Raw genomic sequence first — 16,751 nt, forward strand, 5'->3', positions numbered from 1 at the left:
CTCAGGGATGTTTCGGCTGTCATATCGTCATCTCCGGACGAACCCGATGCCGATGACCGCGCTGTCGAAATCTACATAGCCGCTGTAGAATTTGTCCGGAGAACTCTGCAGGACCTGCATAGGATCTCTCGCCTGCCTTTCCGGATCCGAATATTCCATATGATTCGCATGCCACCAGGACTTCGACTGGTCATCGTACCAGCCGTAGTCGAAGTTGACATAGCCCGGCTTCACATTCCTGCCGTTGTCGGCCGTCATGTTCACCTGACCGGTGAGGGAATCCGGGGCGAATCTTTCCGGAAGTTGACCGGAGTAGAAGTGCTTGGAGAAGATGACCGCCTTCCATTCGGAAGGATTGCCCGGCGGTAGGCTCTGCTCCACCCCGCGCAGCTGTGAGAGTTCCGGATCGGCTCGCACCATATTGATGAATTCCTGTCTGGTGGCAGGATTTCGCTGCAGGATCGCGTTGAACCTGTCCGCATAGCCGGACACCCTCTTGAATGTGCGCCGGCCGCCTTCGATCTTGGCCTGATTGCGGGCGACCATCATCTTGCTCCGGTATTCGTCCGAAATCTTGGACCAGGCGTCATTGGCCTCCTTGGTCCGGGTGTCGACGAGATTTTGCATATTGGCCACCTTCGCCTTGGCCGCGACCACCTTCGGGTGGTTCTCATCGCCGCCTGCCGCCTGCGTTTCTTTGGCCAGTTGTCGCCTCGCGTCGGCCAGCGAGTTCTTGGCGCTGGACAATCGCCCGTTGGCCACCTCGCCGGGCGTCAGCGCCTTCTCCGCTTCCGCGATCGCCGCATGTGCGACCGGGTCGTCGAATGCGAGGTTCATCGGAGGCCAACCGTGGGTCACACCCAGGCGGACCATCGTGACGCCGATGCACCCTCGATTGATGGTTCGCAATTCGGCCGGCGACAACTTCCTGCCGATCTTCGCCTCGTACTTCTTGATGAACTCGTCCTTCTTGTAGACACGCTGAGGATGCCTGGGGTCCAGTTCGGGAGCGAGTATTCGAGCGTCCGCACCCGGGGCCGGCGGCTCGGCCCACCCTCGTGCGGCCTCGGCGGCGCGGCGGCGGTCGGCTTCCTCTTGGGCGCGGCGTCTGGCTTCTTCTTGGGCGCGGCGGCGGTTGGCTTCGTCTTCGGCGCGGCGTCTGGCTTCTTCTTGGGCGCGGCGGCGGTTGGCTTCGTCTTCGGCGCGGCGTCTGGCTTCTTCTTGGGCGCGGCGGCGGTTCGCTTCGTCTTCGGCGCGGCGGCGGTTGGCTTCGTCTTCGGCGCGGCGGCGGTTGGCTTCGTCTTCGGCGCGGCGTCTGGCTTCGTCCTGGGCGCGGCGGCGGTTCGCTTCGTCCTGGGCGCGGCGGGCTGCATCGTCCTGGCGACGGTTTCGGTCCGGAGCGCGATCGTTGTTCTCCCGGTTGCCGGTGGATGCCGATTCCGGCGTGGCCTCCGAGTCGGGTCTCCCGCGCAGGCGCTGCCGGCCTCGCCCTGGGGATTCGCCACCGGTCGATTCGTCCTGCGGGCGACGTCCGGTGTCGTTGTCGGCGGTTCTCCCGTGGTTGTTCTCTTCAGGTGGGTTCTCGAGGTCGCCTACCCAGCGGCGGCGTCGTGTCGGGCGGCGCTCGCGGCGTGGTTTGTTATCTTCTGGCTTGTCGGTGGGTTTGTCTTCCGGTTTGTTCTCGGGTTTGTTCTCGGGTTTGTCGGTGGGTTTGTCTTCCGGTTTGTTCTCGGGTTTGTCCTCGGGCTTGTCGGTGGGTTTGTCTTCCGGCTTATCGGCGGGCCGCTCGTTCGGCTTGTCTTCTGCTCTGTTGGTGTTATCGCTGTTCTCGGCGGTGTCGCCCTCCGGGGTTCGGCCGGGACGGGTGCCGGTGTCCTCCGGTTTATCGCTGGTGATTCCCCGGTTGTTGTTCTCTTCCGGTGGTTTTTCCAGGTCGCCCACCCAGCGGCGGCGTCGTGTCGGGCGGCGCTCCCGGCGTGGCTTGTTGTCATCGGGTTTGTCGGCCGGTTTATTGCCCGGTTTGTCGGCGGGCTTATCGTTCGGTTTGTCGGCCGGTTTGTCGCCTGGTTTGTCGGCAGGCTTCTCATCGGCGGTGTTTCTCCCGGCGTTCTCCGGCTCGGTGTTATTCGTCCGGTCGGAATTATCAGCGCTCGGATCGGGTTTGCCGGTGGTGGGTCCGCCGGTGTCGTCCAGTTTCGGCGGGGTCGGCGCGTCGCCTTCGCCGTGGCCTCCGCCAGGCGAGCGCGGTGTGCTCGGTGAATTGTTGTCGGCTTTGTGCCCGGGGCCGTCGCCGGTGTGCTTCGGGGCAGCGGAGTGGTCCGGAGTCGCCGGTGCGGACTTCTGGTCCGGTGCGCCCAGGTCGGGCTCGGACGCTTTCGGTCGAGGTGCCTGCTGCTCCGGCCCGTTCGTAGCGGTTCGCGGAGGCTCGGACGATACCTGTTCGGGCTTCGAAGCCATCTGATGGGCGGGCGCACTCACCATCTGCTTCGGTCCGGAGGACTGCACCGGCGGAGCATCCGGTCGCGGTGTGGACGCGGTCTGCTGCGGGGCGTCCGACTTCGGTGTGGCTGCGTGCTGTTGCGACTCGGGTGTCTGCTGCTGGGCTTCGGGCGTGTGCTGCTGTGGTGTCTCCTGCTGGGCTTCGGGCGTGTGTTGTTGCGGTGTCTCCTGCTGGGCTTCGGGCGTGTGTTGTTGCGGTGTCTCCTGCTGGAGTTCGGGTGTGTGTTGTTGCGGTGTCTCCGGTTGTGGTGCGGTGGCCGGTGTGGAGGCCTCCGCTTGTGGTTGTCCGGCTTGCTGCTTCGGGTCGGCCGAGACCTTGGGCGTGCCGTTTCCGTTGTCGCCGCCGGTCGGCTTCGGGGCGGATGCGTTGGTGCCGGTCCCGTTTCCGTTGTCGCCGCCGGTCCCGTTGGCGTTGGCGTTGCCGTTGGCGTTGGCGTTCGCGTTGGCGTTGCCGTTGGCGTTCGCGGTGGCTTCGGCGGTCCGGTCGGGGGGAATCTCGTTGACCGGCTTGCCGCTCCGGATACGCGGGAAGACGCCCATGGCGCCGCCGACCATTCCGGGCAGCAGGGTCTGCCAGCTCATGCTGAACTGGTGGGTCCAGGGCAGGATGGCGGCTTCCCCGGCGATGGCCCCGGCCAGCCCGCCGGCCATCCCGGCAGCGCCATGACTGACGATCCGGCGCGCCGCGCCGCCGAGCAACGGTTCGGCCCCTTCGGCCAGCTTTTTGGCCGCGTTGCGCTCGAAACGGCTCAGGACCTTGCCGCCGACGAATTCGCCTGCGAGACCGCCCGCGCCACCGGCCAGGGCACCCAATCCGATATCGCCCCAGTCGTAATCGCCCCAATCGCGATTCCCCTGCATCATCTGCAGGGTGTCGGCCAGGAACGGAATGCCGCCGCCTTGGATCGCGCCCAGCGTGATGCCCCGGTACAGCAGCGTTTTCACCAGCCGGCCGGCCGCCGCACGGGCTCCGTCGGTGCCGATCTTCTCGATCAGGTCCCGGACCGCGGCGCGAATCGTGATCCGGGTAGCCGCGGTCGATGCCGCCCCGTCCGCCTCACCGACGCCGGGGACGAACGCGTCGACCGCCAGCGTCAGCACCAGCGCTGCCACCGAGCCGAGCACCACGTATTTGGTGGCCTCAGTGGACAGGGCGTTATGCAGGCATTGATTGCCGAGGCTGATGCAGGCGTTGCCGACGTCGGTCAGGTTGCCCTGGAGATCGATGTTGTTCTTCTTCAGGGCGTCGGCGACCTCGCCCGTGATCACCTCCGATGCCTTCTTTCCTGCGTCGGCGGTGATGTTGGCGCACTGTTCGATCGCATTGCCCATATCGATCCAGGCGTGCCCCACCCGGCGTTGTGCGTCCTCGTCGCCTTGCGGGAAGGGGCCGGCGACCGCGTCCACCACCCACTTGGGGATCTCGGGGGGAATCGTCACAGTCATGAGCGCTCGATATGGCAGATGCCGACGGTGGCGCGGGCTGTGCCGCGCCGGCCGTCCACATCGGTCAGTCGTCCTCCTCGGACGGGTCGTGGGCGGGCTCGGTCGGGGGCTTCTCCGGCGCGGTGCGCGCGGCCGAATCGACGACTTCGCGGATCTCGCGCAGACTGGGCGCGCCCGGATAGAGGTCGGGCAGATCCGGGAGGGTGGCAGCGGCCTCGGTGATCGGCGCGACGATCTCGGCTCGGCGGCGCTGTGCCGTGACGGCCGCCGCACGGGCTGCCTCGGTCATGGCCGCAGCCAGCTTCTCCGGTGTAGCGCCGGACAACGCGTCGTCGGCGAGCCGCACCTTCTGGACGATGCCGTACGCGTCGACGGTCACCTCGACCCGTTTGTCGGCCGACCACTGCGACGTCCTGGACTGGGAGAGTCGTTCCACCACTCCGGGCAGATCCGCGATCTGTTGGTCGATCCCGTCGAGCAGGGAGCCGACGACGCGCTTGAGTTCGTTATTGGCCGTTTGCATTTCGGCCAGACTCGGTTGTTCCACAGGTGCTCAACCTCGATCCGGGTCTTTGGGCGCGGGGGCGGGCGTGGCGGTCACGCGAGAGGACCACGGAGTCGACGCGGACTTCTCGCGACGTCCGACACCGCGGCGTATCTCCGCGGCCGAGAGTGAGTGGTCGACCGGCGGCGGTTGATCGGTCTGCTCCGGTCCGGCGACCTCGTCCGGCTTGCCGGAGCCCTTCTTGGCATTGGGTTTCTTCTTCTTGTCGTCCTTCTTCTCGCCCAGCCGCGGCAGTGCGCCCGGCGACATCGCACGCTGCGCCGAATCCGCGTCCGCCGAGGTGGACGAACCACCGGAAGGCTTGGTGCTCGACTGATCCGGCTCCTGCGCAGCCGAACCGAACACGGTCCCGGCCATACTCGCGGCGGCATCCGCCACGGCGGTCGCGTCGTCCGCGGGTGTCGCCGGATCGGTCGACGGCGTGGCGGCCCGCGGCCCTGCGGCCCGTGCGGGATCGTCCTGCGTAGCACTGGGCTCCTGCGACGACGGCTGGGTCGTATCAGGCTGGGCGCCTTGCTGATTCGGCGTGTAGGAGCCGGGTTCGCCGGTGCCGCCGCCGATGGAAGACGGTGTGCCGGAGAAGGATTGCGGCGATACCCCGTTCCCGTTCGGGGATGCGGGATTCGATCCGTTGCCGTTCGTGCCCGGATTCGTGGTGGGCGTGCCGTTGCCGCTCGGCGAATAGGTGGGCGAGGGAGTGGTCCCGTACGGGTAGTAGGCGTTCGGGTCGGGCGCGGCGGGGCCGTGGTTTCCGAGATCGGCGCGCGAAGTCTGATCCTGGTTGGTTACGTTGTCGGCCGTCTTCTTGACCGCCGATCCCATATCCTTCAATGTCGCGGCGAGGGTCTGGATGTTATTCGTCGTGGTATCTGCATCGGGTTGGTACGTTTTCACGAACGCCTGTCCGGGTTCGTCGTTTCCCCAGCAGCCGGCGTTGGTGCTCAGGACCGATTGCAGGTTCGACAGCGCCGTGCCGAGCTGATCGCCCGCGCCCGCGTATACCGGTGCCTGACTTGCGAATTCGCTCGGGTCGAGCGAGAACGTATTTCCCATGCACCTCGTCCTTCGGTCATCGAACGGAATTCGGATCACCGTCGACCGCCCAGACGCGATGCCGGGCCTTTCCCAACTTCCCTCCGGCATCGCGGGTTGCCCCCGATTTTCCGGCATTCCCAGCAGGGGGAACCCGATCCGGATCGCCGGCCGAATCCGGCGGCGATGGCGCGCGACACACCGATCCCGGTGCGGTGCACGGGAAATTGGGGGCATGGGCAGCGCGACCGCAGGTCCGCGGGGCCGTTGGAGCGGCATCGCGGGCAACGTGCCGTCGGACAGCGGTGAAAGTGGTTGCCGAGCGTCGAATCGTGCGTTAACGTGCATCCAACAGCATGTATTGCTGAGTTTCCGGGGACTGTCGATCAGCCCTGATGCCCCGCCCGACCAACGGGTTTCGCACACCAGGGCGAACCCTCGGCATTCTCGGAGACGGCCATGAGCACGAATCAGTCACGACCCACGACCATCGTCGCGCGTCCTGCGGTGCGACCGCGGACTTTCCCGGCGCGCACGCAGCGCCCGCCCTGCGCGGACGGTCCCGACGATTGGGATCTCGATGTCGGCACCCCCGAATCCTGGCGTGCGGCCGTCTTGGCCTGTCAGGATTGCCCGCTGCGGGTGAGCTGCGAGCAACTCGCACAGGAACTGACCGCTCGCGGTGCCGGTCCGCGGGCGATGATCTGGGCCGGAGTGGCGTACGACAGCGCGGGCAAGATCGTGGAGAATCTGGATCGTCATCGTGCCGCACCCCTGGACCACCGCCGTCCGCTGCGCATCGTCCGCACCGGAGCGCGTCCAGTGTGCGCCGAACCGACGCCCTCCATACCACGCCGAATCGTGTTGGGGCGCAGGCTCCGCCCCACCGGAACGTAGTCCGCGGAGTTATTGTGCACACTCGCACACAGCGGAAAACGTCACGGCGGTAGGGGATTATGACGATTCTTGCTCTGGAGATCAGTACCACGCGTTTCGTGGTGACGCCCGTCGGCGAGGGCGTCGGGGAGGATCAGATGCGCCGGTTGCCGGTGCCTGCCACACAGGTGTGGGAGGGCTGCCGCGATCTGCTGCTCGACGTTGCCGGCGGTGACGAGGTGACCGCGGTTGCCATCGGTTCGGCGGGTCCGATCGATATGGCGGCCGGTGTGGTCGCGCCGGGCGGAATAGCCGAGTGGCGGGCCGGTTTCGGCATCGTCGAGCAGGTGCAAAAGATGTTTCCCGCCGCCGTGGTCCGGCTCGCCCTGGACGGTGTGTGCCTGGCCCTGGCGGAGCGGAATTTCGGTGCGACGGCACAGGTGTTGGACGCCCTGTCGATTCAGGTATCGGATCGAATCGTCGGCGGTGTGATGGCCGGCGGATTCGTCGTCGTCGGCCGTACCGGCAATGCCGGGCACCTCGGTCACGTGCTGGTGCAGGGCTTCGAGGATCGGTGCGAGTGCGGGAATCTCGGCTGCCTCGAGGCGATTGCCGGCGGTGCGTCGATGGTGCGCTGGGCGCATGCCGAGGGGTGGGCGGGCGAGACGCTGGACGAGTTGCTCGCGGACGGCGCGTCCGGCGTGCCGATCGCGGTCGCCGCCCTGGAACGCGCCGGAGTCGCGCTGGGCCGGGCCATCGTTTCGATCGCCGCGCTGCTCGACATCGATCTGGTGGTCCTCGGTGGTCCGGTGATCCAGAACGGGTCGGTCCTGTGGCAATCCATGTATTCGGCGGTGACCACCCATGCGCGGCTCGGATTCCTGATGGGGCTGCAGGTGGTGCCGTCCGAGTTGCGCGATATGGGCGTCCTCGCGGGTGCGGGGGTGCTGGCGCTGACCACCTCGACGCCGTGATCGTCCGGTAGATCGGGTCGCGAGCCGGCGCCACCGCGGGCGCCGGCCGCATTGCCATGTCCGTTCCCTGTTTCTCGCCCTGTTGAACGTACCGCTAAATAACGGTACATTGAGTACGTCACTGGATGTCTCCACTGGGTTTTCCCGAGAAACGGCTGGTACGGGCGAGTGCGATGCGAAGCGACGCTGTGATCCACTGGGTGACGGTCGAGACCCTGGCCGCCGACGGTATGTCGGTGGCATCGGTGGGGTCGCAACCGCGGGAATTCGCGAGCTGGCAGCGACTACTACAGCGTCAGCTGGCCAAGATGCCCGCGCTCTACGACAACCTCAGCACCGCGCGGCTGACCGAGATCGTGCAGACCGCACGAGCGCACGCCGAGGATGTCGACCTGCGGGTGCCGACCGGAGCTGGACCGCACGATCTGCGGGTGCGGCCGGTGTTCGGCCCGGCGGGCGATGTACACGCGCTGCGAGTATGGCTGGGGCCCATCGGATCTCGGGTACCGCCCGCCTATCCGGCGGTGGGTGCGATCTGGGATCTGGAATCGCAGCTGGTTCAGCTGCCCAGCGGGATCACCCGGCTGTGGGGGGTGTGCGCCGAGGAGTATGTCCCCGCGACGTCGATCGCCGAGCTGTTCCACCGTGTGTCGGGATTCGATCGGCACGCGGAGGTCCTGGATCTGCTGTACGGGCCCGAACCGGGCGACAAACTCCAGTTCGACGTCGCGGTCACCGACGGTCCAGGCCGAACAGGCCAGTGGCGTATCACGATTCGCGCCCGCAACGACGCCCGCACACGCGGCGCGTGGCTGCTGTTCGAGGACATCACCGCCGAGAGTTCCCCGCCGGTCTGGCCCACCCTGGAGCGGGTCGGACTGCGCGAGGCGCATCGCCGGGCCGGCACGCATCTGGCGGTGGTCCAGCTGGAGCACACCAGCATCTCGCACTGGCTCACCGATCCCGCGCCGTGGATTCGCTGGGATTATCTGTTCCGGCCCACCGATGTCTTTCATCCCGACGACCACGCGGACCTCATCGCGATCGGCGAGAAGGTGCGCGCCGGGGAAACCGCCGAACTGACGGTGCGCGCACTGAATTATGCAGGCGGCTACACACCGACCTCGATGCTGCTGTATTCGTACCCCGGATTCTCCGGCCGGCAGCTGGCCATCGCGCAATTGGTGCGGGCCGCTGGGCAGCTGCCGATGTTGGATGTGTATCGCAATGCCGCACAGTCGAATACGTCGATCGGATACGACGACCAGCTGCGTCATCGCCTCGCCGGGCGGATGAAGCGCAGTCCGGCGAGCTGATTACTCATGTTCCCATGGCCGGGAACAGCATTCGATTGGCGGTACTGCGCGCTCTCTACCATTTCGGGAGTGCGGACAGCGGCGAAACGATCGGCGGACTCGGGCGAAGTGCTCCTTCGCCGTATGGTCCTGCGTCGTCGCCGCGAGAACATCCTCGTCGCGATTCTGGCCGTTCTGGCGGTCCTCGGCGGCGGTCACGCGATACTGAGTTTCTTCTCCTCGCCGCCGCCTGGACCGTCGGACGAGTCCATCGCGAAGATGATCGGACGTTCCCAGCTGGCCGAATCGTTCGCCCGCGATTTCGTGGTCGCCTATCTGGGCGCGGACGCCAGTGCGCAGGATCGCATCGCTCAGTACGTCAGCTCCGGCCAGCAGGTCACGCTGCCGTCCACGCCGCGGCAGGTGAGCGATCCGGAAGTGGTCTTCGCCGCGCGGGAGACCGCCGTCGGCGAGCTCGAAGTGTGGACGGTGACGGTCTCGGTCCGGCCCGGTGCGGCGGCCACCGCCAGCGCCGCGGACAAGACCGCTCGGGAGTACTACCGCGTCGCGGTGTCCATGATCAGCGGAACCGTGCGGGCGCTATCGCTGCCGGCCGCGGTGGACGCCCCGCAACGCGGCTCCGACCTGGCCCTGGGCTATCAGGTGACCTGCACCGCCGATTCGCCGCTGGGGCAGGTGGCCGCCGGCTTCCTCACCGCCTACCTGACCGGCACCGCCGACGTAACTCGTTATGCCGCACCGAATTCCGGCATCGTCTCGCCCATGCCGCCGCCGTTCAGCAGTGCCAAGACGACCTCGGTCTCCGCCGATCTGTCCGGATGCGGCGCGACCGGCACGAATGCCCGGGTACTGGCGATGGTGGATCCCAAGGGCGCCGGCGGCGCCTCCCCGACGCTCGCCTACCCCCTGACGATGATTCGCGCCGGCGGGCAGTGGCAGGTCCAGGCCGTGGATCTCACCCCGGAACTGCGCACCCCGCTCACGATCGTGCGGGGCGGGGGCACGGACGGCACCGCAGCACCATCGAAGCCGACTACCACGACACCGTCGCCCGCGGTGTCGATTCCGCCGGCGACACAGAACTGATCCGGAAAGGGCAGTCCCATGGGTAGTCAACTCAGCATCATCCTCGAGTACGTGCTGCAGCTGGTGCGCTGGCTGGGCATCATCATCGTCGCCATTGTCGGGGTGTCGCTGATCATCTCCGAGGGCGCCAAATCGAAACTCTCCCCCAGCAGGGTGCTGGTCGTGGCCGGATCGGCGGTGCTCGCGGCGGTGCTGCTGTGGATTCTGCCCACCGTCATCAACTACGCGCGCGTGGACACCAACAGCGTCGTTCCCGATCACCCTATCGGGAGCTATCAGTGACCGACCTGATCAAGGTGTACACGCCGATCAAACGCGTGCCCACAATGATCGGCAAGGCACAGAACGGGCAGAAGCTGCCGTTCGGGCCCTACACCCTGCCGCAGGTGATCGGTGCGGTGGTGCTCATGGTGATCACCTCGATTCTGGCCGTGACCCTGCCCGCCAATCCGGCGATGACCTTTATCGCCGGGCTGATCGTGACGATCGCGGCGGTGTTCGGTATCGGGCTGGTGCCGTACACCGGGGTCCGGACGACCTCGCGCATCCTGTGGTTCGGCCGGTTGCTGCTGGTGCGCAAGCCGGTTTCGGCCTCGGGGATTCCGCTCACCATGGATTCCTCGCGCAGCACGACGTTCGTCGACGAAACCATCGTCGTCGTACTGCCCGACCGCCGGGAATCGCCCGGCGCCGCCCGGCCGGCGGCCACCTTCGCCGCGAGCGGCGGGGCGGCCGGCGTGTTGGACCGCTGGGGCAGCGGTATCCGTGCACTGACCGAGGGCGGCGCGGACGCCGCGCTGCCGGAAGGGGTCGCATAATGGCGTTCGAGCGGGATCTGCAGCCCACTGCGGCAATTCGCGGAAATTTGCAGTTCACGAATTCCGGCCTGGTGACCGCGACGTATTTCATCAATCCGCTCGGCTATGGGTTGCGCAAGACCAGCGACAAATACGATGTGAAGGCCGCCCATCATGCGCTGATCAATAATCTGCCGAATGGTTCGCTGCTGCTGGGGATTCAGGCCCGGCTCAATACGCTCGATGTGCTCGGGAAAATGGTCGAGGGCGTGGATCTGGACGATTGTGAGGACTACGCCCTCGAGGTGGTGGCCTCCTATGAGCGCATCCGGGCGATCGCGCCGAGCACCCGGATATTCCTGCTGACGATCCCGGTCGGTTCGGCCAATGCCAGCCTGTCCGCGCTGTCCCGCATGTGGCGCGGCAGCACCACGACGATCGACGCCACCGCGATAGCGCGCGCGGATCTCGACGAATACGATCAACAGGCCAAGGAGATCCTTTCCCGCATCGGCGGCGAATTCGATCCCACGCCGGTACCGGCCGCATTGTTCCAATGGTTGTGGGAGCATTATCTGTCCCGGGGCGCCGGCGGCGATCCGGTTGCGCCCACCCGCGCCGGATACATCGACGACGCCACCGCCGCGGTATTTCGCTCGGCCGCGCTGGACGAGGGCGCGAACACCGATCGCGGCCGGACGATACGGCCGTCGTTCGTACCGGTCGTCAAGGTGGTGCAGACCGATTACCAGTTCCGGCCGTCGTATCAGTCCATGATCACACCGCGGTCGTTTCCCTATTCGGGGATGGTGTTCCCGGGCCTGAGCGAATTCCTAAATATCGTCGAGGGTATCGAGAACGTCACGGTGGACTGGGGTATGCGAGTGTCCACCAAACCGGTCGAACAGGTGCTCAAGAACAACGAACTGAGCCTGCGGCGGCTGGGCGAGCAGATGGACCAGCGCGATCAGGAGGTGTCGTTCGCGCAGAACACGCTCGCGTCGAAGGTGCAGATGCTCAGCGAGTACAACCATCACTTCGAGGTCAACGGCGGCGAATCGGAGGTCTCGTTCACCACGGTGCTCGCGGTGGGCGGGCCCTCCCAGGACGTCACGATGGATGCGGTCAATTCTCTCAAACGCCGGTTCAAGCGATTCCAGATCGATATGGTCGCACCGGTGGGCGCACAGGTCGACCTCTGGTCGATGCTGGTTCCGGGCAGTCCGGCGCGCCGGTCGTACGACGATTTCGCGCATATCGTCCCCTCGGATATGTGGTCCGGATTCGTGCCGTTCAATACGAATCAGATCGGTGACGACAGCGGGCCGGTGATCGGGGTCAATCTGCTATCCGGACATTTCGAGCCGATTCATTTCGGCATTATGGAGGCCGCGTTCCACGATCTTTCAGCCTCCTTCGCGGTGACCGGTGAACTGGGTTCGGGAAAATCGTATTTCCTGAAATTGATGGCGGTGCTGGTCCACGATATGGGCGGGCAGTTCCTCGCGATCGACCGCAGTCAGGTGGGGGAATGGGAGCATTTCGCCTCGGCGATCGACGACGCGGTGATCATCGATCTGGCGAATCCGACGGTGTCGCTGGACCCGTTGCGGCTGTTCGACGCCCGGGTAGCCGGTGAGCGGGCGCTGGATTCGATTCTGCCGCTGCTGGATCTGTCGCCCACCTCGGGTTCGGGTGCGGCACTGAGCAATCTGCTGACGCCCCGCGGCATCGAGGAGAACGGGATCGGGAGTCTGCTGGACCTGTTCCACGTCGTGCGGCGGCGCAGTGCCGAACCCCGGGCCCCGGAGGAGTACGCCGATCTCACCGCACGGCTGGGGACCATCGTCGAGCGGGTCCCGGTGCTGTTCGATCCGCAGTTGCGGCCGCTGCGCCTGGATGCGGCGGCCACGGTCGTGCGCAGCCACAACGTCGCACTGCCGACCGCCGAGGAGCTGGTCACACCGCATCTGTACAACCGGCTGCCACTGACCAAGCGGCTCGGCACCGCCCTGTACGAACTGGTCGGCGTCGCCGCGCGCGAAGCATTCCTGACCGACAACGGCCGGTTCGGGCTGCTGGTCGGCGACGAGGCGCACCATTTCACCCAGACCCAGGTCGGGGCCGCGGTGACCTCGGACTTCAGCCGCGACGGTCGTAAGCATCTGGCCGCGGTCGGGCTGGCTTCGCACGATCCGGCGACCGACTTCCAGGGCGCGGCGCACAATCTCATTCCCAACCGCTTCGTATTCCGCCAGCGCGATGAGGAACTGGCGCGCAACAGTCTGGAATGGCTCGGCGTGGATCTGGAACAGTCGCCGTTCCTGCTGCAGATCCTGCGCGAGGACACGTCCCCGCCGGTCGGTTCGGGCCGGCAGGTGCCCGAGGAACGCCGGGGTGAGATGTTCATGCGGGACGCGCTGAACCGGATCGGTCGCGGCAAGGTCCTGGGCCCCGCGCGCCCGGATCGGGCCGAGGCGATCACCAGCACGCCGTCCTCGGCCGGGGGTGTACGCCCCGCGCTGACCGAGAGACAGGTCGCTCGATGAGTTCCCCGGATGATCCTGGCTCCTGTGCGACATGGCAGCGGGAGTTGTGGTTCTGGGACCCCGGCCGGTGGTCGCCGCGGGCGGTGCGGGGCCGGATCAGGGCGTGGGTCGGGGCGACCCGGCTGCGGCGGTGGACGACCGGTATCGCGATCGCGTTCGTGCTGCTGTTCGTCTTCCCGGGCGTGCTCGGTGAGCTCGCGACCGCGCAGACGACCACGGTGCCGACCTCCTCGTCGGGCGCGGCCACCACGGCCTCCTCGGTCAACAGCGCGCTGAGCTGGATGTCGATCCGGGATTCGCAGGGCGTGCCGGTGTCGAATTATCTGTTCGCCACCGACCACGGCAGCCTGTTCCATCCCGGAAATACCGCGCTGTCACTGGTTATCGGACTGGAATTCGCGGGGTGGATGGTCATCGTGACGACCGCGATCTGGCTGGTCGGCTACGCGTTGGGTTTCCAGTGGCTGAATCTGGTGGCGAGGGCGCTGCACGGAGTCGCGAACGCGCTCACCGGGCAGATCGCGACGCCGCTCATGCTGGTCACCGCGGCCACGATCGGCGCGTTCTTCGTGGCGTATTTCGTGGCGCGCGGTTTCTACAGCAAGGCGACCGCGCAGGTCGTCACGATGATTCTGGTCGCGCTGCTCGCGCCGCTGTTCCTGGCGGACCCGCTGGGCGATGTGCTGTCCTCGGACGGACTGCTCGCACAGGGGCGGAATGTGGGGATATCGGTGGCCGCCGGCCTGAACGGGAACAGCAGTCCGGACCCGACGCAGCTGGTGGCGACGATGCAGGCGGATCTGGCGGACAATTTTGCCCGGCGGCCGTTGCAGGTGTGGAATTTCGGGCATGTGGTGGACGACAACTCCTCCTGTCAGACGGCCTGGTCGGCGGGTGTGGCGGCAGCCAATGAGAACGAGGTCAAGGATGGCATGAAGACCTGCGGCGATTCGGCCGCCTACGCCTCCGCCTCCAATCCCAGCGTCGGGCAGATCGGGGCGGGGTTGTTGCTGCTGATCTCCGGCACGATTCTGCTGCTGTTCGCGGCGTTTCTGGCCATCAGAATCATGTGGTCCGCGTTCGACGCGATATATCACGGTTTTCTGACGATATTCGGATTCGCGGCCGGGGGGTATATATACGGGCCGACGCAGGTTTTCACGATTCACAATGTGGTGGACGGATTCATCGCCGGGGCGCGCATGGCGGTGCAGGTCATCACGCTCGGGGTGTACGTGCTGTTCCTCGGCGACCTGTTCGAGCAGGCCAGTGGACAGGTCATGGCGGTTTTCGTGATCGGCGCGGTGGTGGAGATCGTGTTCATCTTCCAGTTCGGCCGGATCACCAGAGCGGTCACCAGGGGAAATTCCTGGGTGACGGGCCGTCTGGCGGCGGCCGCCGAGGGCGCGGGCAGGGGCGGCGGCGGAGGCGGCGGCGGGGTGGTCGGTATGGGCGGGATCGCCGGCCAGACCTTGGCGAACAATCATCTGCTGCTGGATCTGAATGCTCTGAACTGGGCCAACTCCTCGCCGTTCGTGGCGCATCTGCTCGGCGGGGTGAACACTCCGATGAACCCCAATGCGCGCGCGCAGATGCGAGCTCAGCGCAAAGCCACGAAGCTGGCGGGGCTGCCGGAATGGTACGACGCATCCGCGCAGCCGTTCGCGGACAAACGCGAGTATCAGAATACGGCTCGTTTGGCGGGTCGGGCTGGAGGCGGCCTGCGCAGTCTTCGCGGCGCGGCCTCCGGGCTGGCGGCACTGCGAATCGAACGCGGACTCGCCACGAACGCCTCGTACGGTCCGATGGAGCTGGCCGGTTTCCGGCGACGGGATATCAATGCCGTCATGGGTTCCTGGGGCCGGGTGGAACAGCTCGTGGACCGCTTCAATTTCGCGGACAAGCCGCTGTCCGTATTTACCACCGCCATGCAGCTGGCCGAAACGTCGGCGGGCGAGCTCACCGTCGGAAAGTACGGGCCGTACGGGAAACAGGCCAAAGAGCTCATGACCGCGGCGCATCTCAGCTCGGCCGAGCAGGCGCTGGCCCTGGTTCGCGGACGGGACAGAATCGTCAACCTACACGGTGCGAGTCTGGAATACGCCAACAAGTATTTCGGCGGAGCGTTGGGATACAACGGGCCGTTCATGGGTTCCGAAGCGAGAATCAAAGCGCTGCAAGAGTTCTCGATGGGTAACTATCGCCTGCCCGCAGAGGTCGGGGCGAACGCCGCGGATCCCAATTTGAATCCGATCAATCACGAGCTCATCGAGGCGAAGAAAGAGCTGCTCGCCGGGGGGATAGATCGCAACGAGGCGAAACGTATCATGGACCACATTCAGGACCGGCACGTGGACGAGTTGACCGAAAAGTTCAACGCGCTGATGGCCAGCCCCGACAGTACGGAGAACTGGCGACAGCTCAGGGATTACATCGATAGATCTCAGTCGACCGACCAGTGGCTGTCCGGTACGGGACGGACCGGCAGCAACTCGATTACACCGCCTGGCCCCGGTATCGGTTCGGTCGGTCCGGCGGCTGCAGCCGCACTGGCGCCGATCCGCGATCTGCTGAACCGATGATCACCGCGTTCATCGAGCTTCGGATGATTCCCCGGGGCATCGCGCACGGGGGTGATCGCGGTGATCGCCGGTCGGCGTCGATGCGTCCCGGGAGGTGAGCGAGCCGGATGAAACGAGGGAGACTGGGGCTGATCGCGTCGATGCCCTCGGTCCTGGCAAACTCCGGCCGCGGTGAGCGCAGCCGGGTCGCCGCGGTCGGCCAGATGCTGGTCATGCTGCTCGTGCCGCAGTGGGTCTGGATCGTGGGCGCGATCCTGCTGGTGCTCGGCGCGATACTCGCCGTAGTGATCGTCGCGGCGGACAGTTCGACCACGTCCGAAGCGGCGGATCTGCAGTATCAATGTGACAGCGCGATCGGCCCGGACCCCTCGGTGACCGAGACCTTCGCCCCCGCGTCGGAGACGATGTCGCCCCCGGACATCCCGACCGCGAATCCGTTCGCGCAGCTCACCATCGCGCCAGAGGATGCCGACGTCGACAGTTGGGAGCGTGCCTGCCTCACCCAGATGCGAACGGCGCCTTATCAATTGCCGCCACTGAGCGTGACGAGCACTGGGCCGGCGGTGGTCTGTGCGCGTGAGCTGGCGCTGGGGCAGGTCGGAAGACGCTCGTCCGGGAACGATGCGGCCTGGTCGGCGGCGGTCATCTCGATGGCTTCGCTGGCGCCGGCATCCGGTCGCTGCGATGCCGCCAACCCTCCCGCGCTGGGGCCCGGCACCGAGCCTGCCGCGAACGAGGTTGGTGCACAGATGGATTCGTGTCCACGCACGACGAGCACCGCAGCACCGGCCGCCGCGGTGTCGTTGCCGCAAAGCCTTGTCGTGCAGGGGGTCTGCGGTCAGCGGGTCGCGCCCGCCGCAGTGTCGGCTGGTGATCTGGTCTTCTGGAACTACCGGGATTTCGTTCCGACCCGCGTCGGCATCGCCGTGGGACCCACGGAGATCGTCACCAGTGATCCGACAACGGGCCAGATTCTCCGCGAGTCGATGCCGACCGGATCGGGCGTCCGGGTGAAACGAGTATTGAGGG

General features: G+C 66.4%; 11 protein-coding genes and 2 pseudogenes. 9 read left to right on the top strand and 4 right to left on the bottom strand.

The features are described 5' to 3' along the window. Nucleotides 1–27 precede the first annotated feature (27 nt). The 4 genes and pseudogenes from AC5WS7_RS38810 to AC5WS7_RS38825 all read right to left on the bottom strand — a co-directional run bounded on the left by AC5WS7_RS38810 (nucleotide 28) and on the right by AC5WS7_RS38825 (nucleotide 5,563). Complete coding sequence (locus AC5WS7_RS38810) at nucleotides 28–3,198, bottom strand: hypothetical protein (protein ID WP_495959661.1); 3,171 nt, start codon at nucleotides 3,196–3,198, stop codon at nucleotides 28–30. A gap of 336 nt (nucleotides 3,199–3,534) precedes the next feature. Further along, nucleotides 3,535–3,945 (bottom strand): annotated as a pseudogene (locus AC5WS7_RS38815) (WXG100-like domain-containing protein); the annotation flags it as partial. A gap of 64 nt (nucleotides 3,946–4,009) precedes the next feature. Next, entirely contained in the window at nucleotides 4,010–4,468 is a 459-nt protein-coding gene (locus AC5WS7_RS38820; protein ID WP_495959643.1) for a YbaB/EbfC family nucleoid-associated protein, read from the bottom strand. A gap of 30 nt (nucleotides 4,469–4,498) precedes the next feature. Then, nucleotides 4,499–5,563: a WXG100 family type VII secretion target gene (locus tag AC5WS7_RS38825; RefSeq protein ID WP_495959644.1), complete on the bottom strand. Its 1,065-nt coding sequence runs from the start codon at nucleotides 5,561–5,563 to the stop codon at nucleotides 4,499–4,501. Between the two features lie 438 nt (nucleotides 5,564–6,001). Between AC5WS7_RS38825 and AC5WS7_RS38830 the strand changes: the two genes are divergently transcribed. The 9 genes and pseudogenes from AC5WS7_RS38830 to AC5WS7_RS38870 all read left to right on the top strand — a co-directional run. Beyond that, entirely contained in the window at nucleotides 6,002–6,439 is a 438-nt protein-coding gene (locus AC5WS7_RS38830) for a hypothetical protein (RefSeq protein ID WP_495959645.1), read from the top strand. A gap of 59 nt (nucleotides 6,440–6,498) precedes the next feature. Then, entirely contained in the window at nucleotides 6,499–7,392 is an 894-nt protein-coding gene (locus AC5WS7_RS38835) for an ROK family protein (RefSeq protein WP_495959646.1), read from the top strand. 173 nt (nucleotides 7,393–7,565) lie between these two features. After that, on the top strand, nucleotides 7,566–8,708 hold the full coding sequence (locus AC5WS7_RS38840) for a GAF domain-containing protein (RefSeq protein ID WP_495959647.1): 1,143 nt from the start codon (nucleotides 7,566–7,568) through the stop codon (nucleotides 8,706–8,708). 123 nt (nucleotides 8,709–8,831) lie between these two features. Next, on the top strand, nucleotides 8,832–9,794 hold the full coding sequence (locus tag AC5WS7_RS38845) for a conjugal transfer protein (RefSeq protein ID WP_495959648.1): 963 nt from the start codon (nucleotides 8,832–8,834) through the stop codon (nucleotides 9,792–9,794). Nucleotides 9,795–9,812: 18 nt separating this feature from the next. Continuing rightward, the gene (locus AC5WS7_RS38850; RefSeq protein ID WP_495959649.1) at nucleotides 9,813–10,076 is read left to right on the top strand and encodes a hypothetical protein; all 264 of its coding nucleotides are present in this window, start codon (nucleotides 9,813–9,815) and stop codon (nucleotides 10,074–10,076) included. Continuing rightward, nucleotides 10,073–10,612, top strand: coding sequence for a hypothetical protein (locus AC5WS7_RS38855; protein WP_495959650.1), 540 nt, complete (start codon nucleotides 10,073–10,075; stop codon nucleotides 10,610–10,612). Before AC5WS7_RS38850 ends, AC5WS7_RS38855 begins: the two co-directional genes overlap by 4 nt. Continuing rightward, nucleotides 10,612–13,140 (top strand): ATP-binding protein, encoded by a 2,529-nt coding sequence (locus AC5WS7_RS38860; protein WP_495959651.1) that lies wholly within the window; start codon nucleotides 10,612–10,614, stop codon nucleotides 13,138–13,140. The genes AC5WS7_RS38855 and AC5WS7_RS38860 overlap by 1 nt, the downstream gene beginning before the upstream one ends. After that, nucleotides 13,137–15,722: a hypothetical protein gene (locus AC5WS7_RS38865; RefSeq protein ID WP_495959652.1), complete on the top strand. Its 2,586-nt coding sequence runs from the start codon at nucleotides 13,137–13,139 to the stop codon at nucleotides 15,720–15,722. The genes AC5WS7_RS38860 and AC5WS7_RS38865 overlap by 4 nt, the downstream gene beginning before the upstream one ends. A 107-nt stretch (nucleotides 15,723–15,829) precedes the next feature. Continuing rightward, nucleotides 15,830–16,751: pseudogene (locus AC5WS7_RS38870) on the top strand (hypothetical protein); the annotation flags it as partial.

This window comes from Nocardia sp. PLKS1-43, from assembly GCF_059510335.1.

Coding starts and splice junctions, on each gene's coding strand:
- AC5WS7_RS38825 (WP_495959644.1), bottom strand. CDS start 5,563: ATGGGAAATACGTTCTCGCTCGACCCGAGCGAATTCGCAAGTCAGGCA.
- AC5WS7_RS38840 (WP_495959647.1), top strand. CDS start 7,566: ATGCGAAGCGACGCTGTGATCCACTGGGTGACGGTCGAGACCCTGGCC.
- AC5WS7_RS38835 (WP_495959646.1), top strand. CDS start 6,499: ATGACGATTCTTGCTCTGGAGATCAGTACCACGCGTTTCGTGGTGACG.
- AC5WS7_RS38865 (WP_495959652.1), top strand. CDS start 13,137: ATGAGTTCCCCGGATGATCCTGGCTCCTGTGCGACATGGCAGCGGGAG.
- AC5WS7_RS38860 (WP_495959651.1), top strand. CDS start 10,612: ATGGCGTTCGAGCGGGATCTGCAGCCCACTGCGGCAATTCGCGGAAAT.
- AC5WS7_RS38845 (WP_495959648.1), top strand. CDS start 8,832: ATGGTCCTGCGTCGTCGCCGCGAGAACATCCTCGTCGCGATTCTGGCC.
- AC5WS7_RS38820 (WP_495959643.1), bottom strand. CDS start 4,468: ATGCAAACGGCCAATAACGAACTCAAGCGCGTCGTCGGCTCCCTGCTC.
- AC5WS7_RS38830 (WP_495959645.1), top strand. CDS start 6,002: ATGAGCACGAATCAGTCACGACCCACGACCATCGTCGCGCGTCCTGCG.
- AC5WS7_RS38850 (WP_495959649.1), top strand. CDS start 9,813: ATGGGTAGTCAACTCAGCATCATCCTCGAGTACGTGCTGCAGCTGGTG.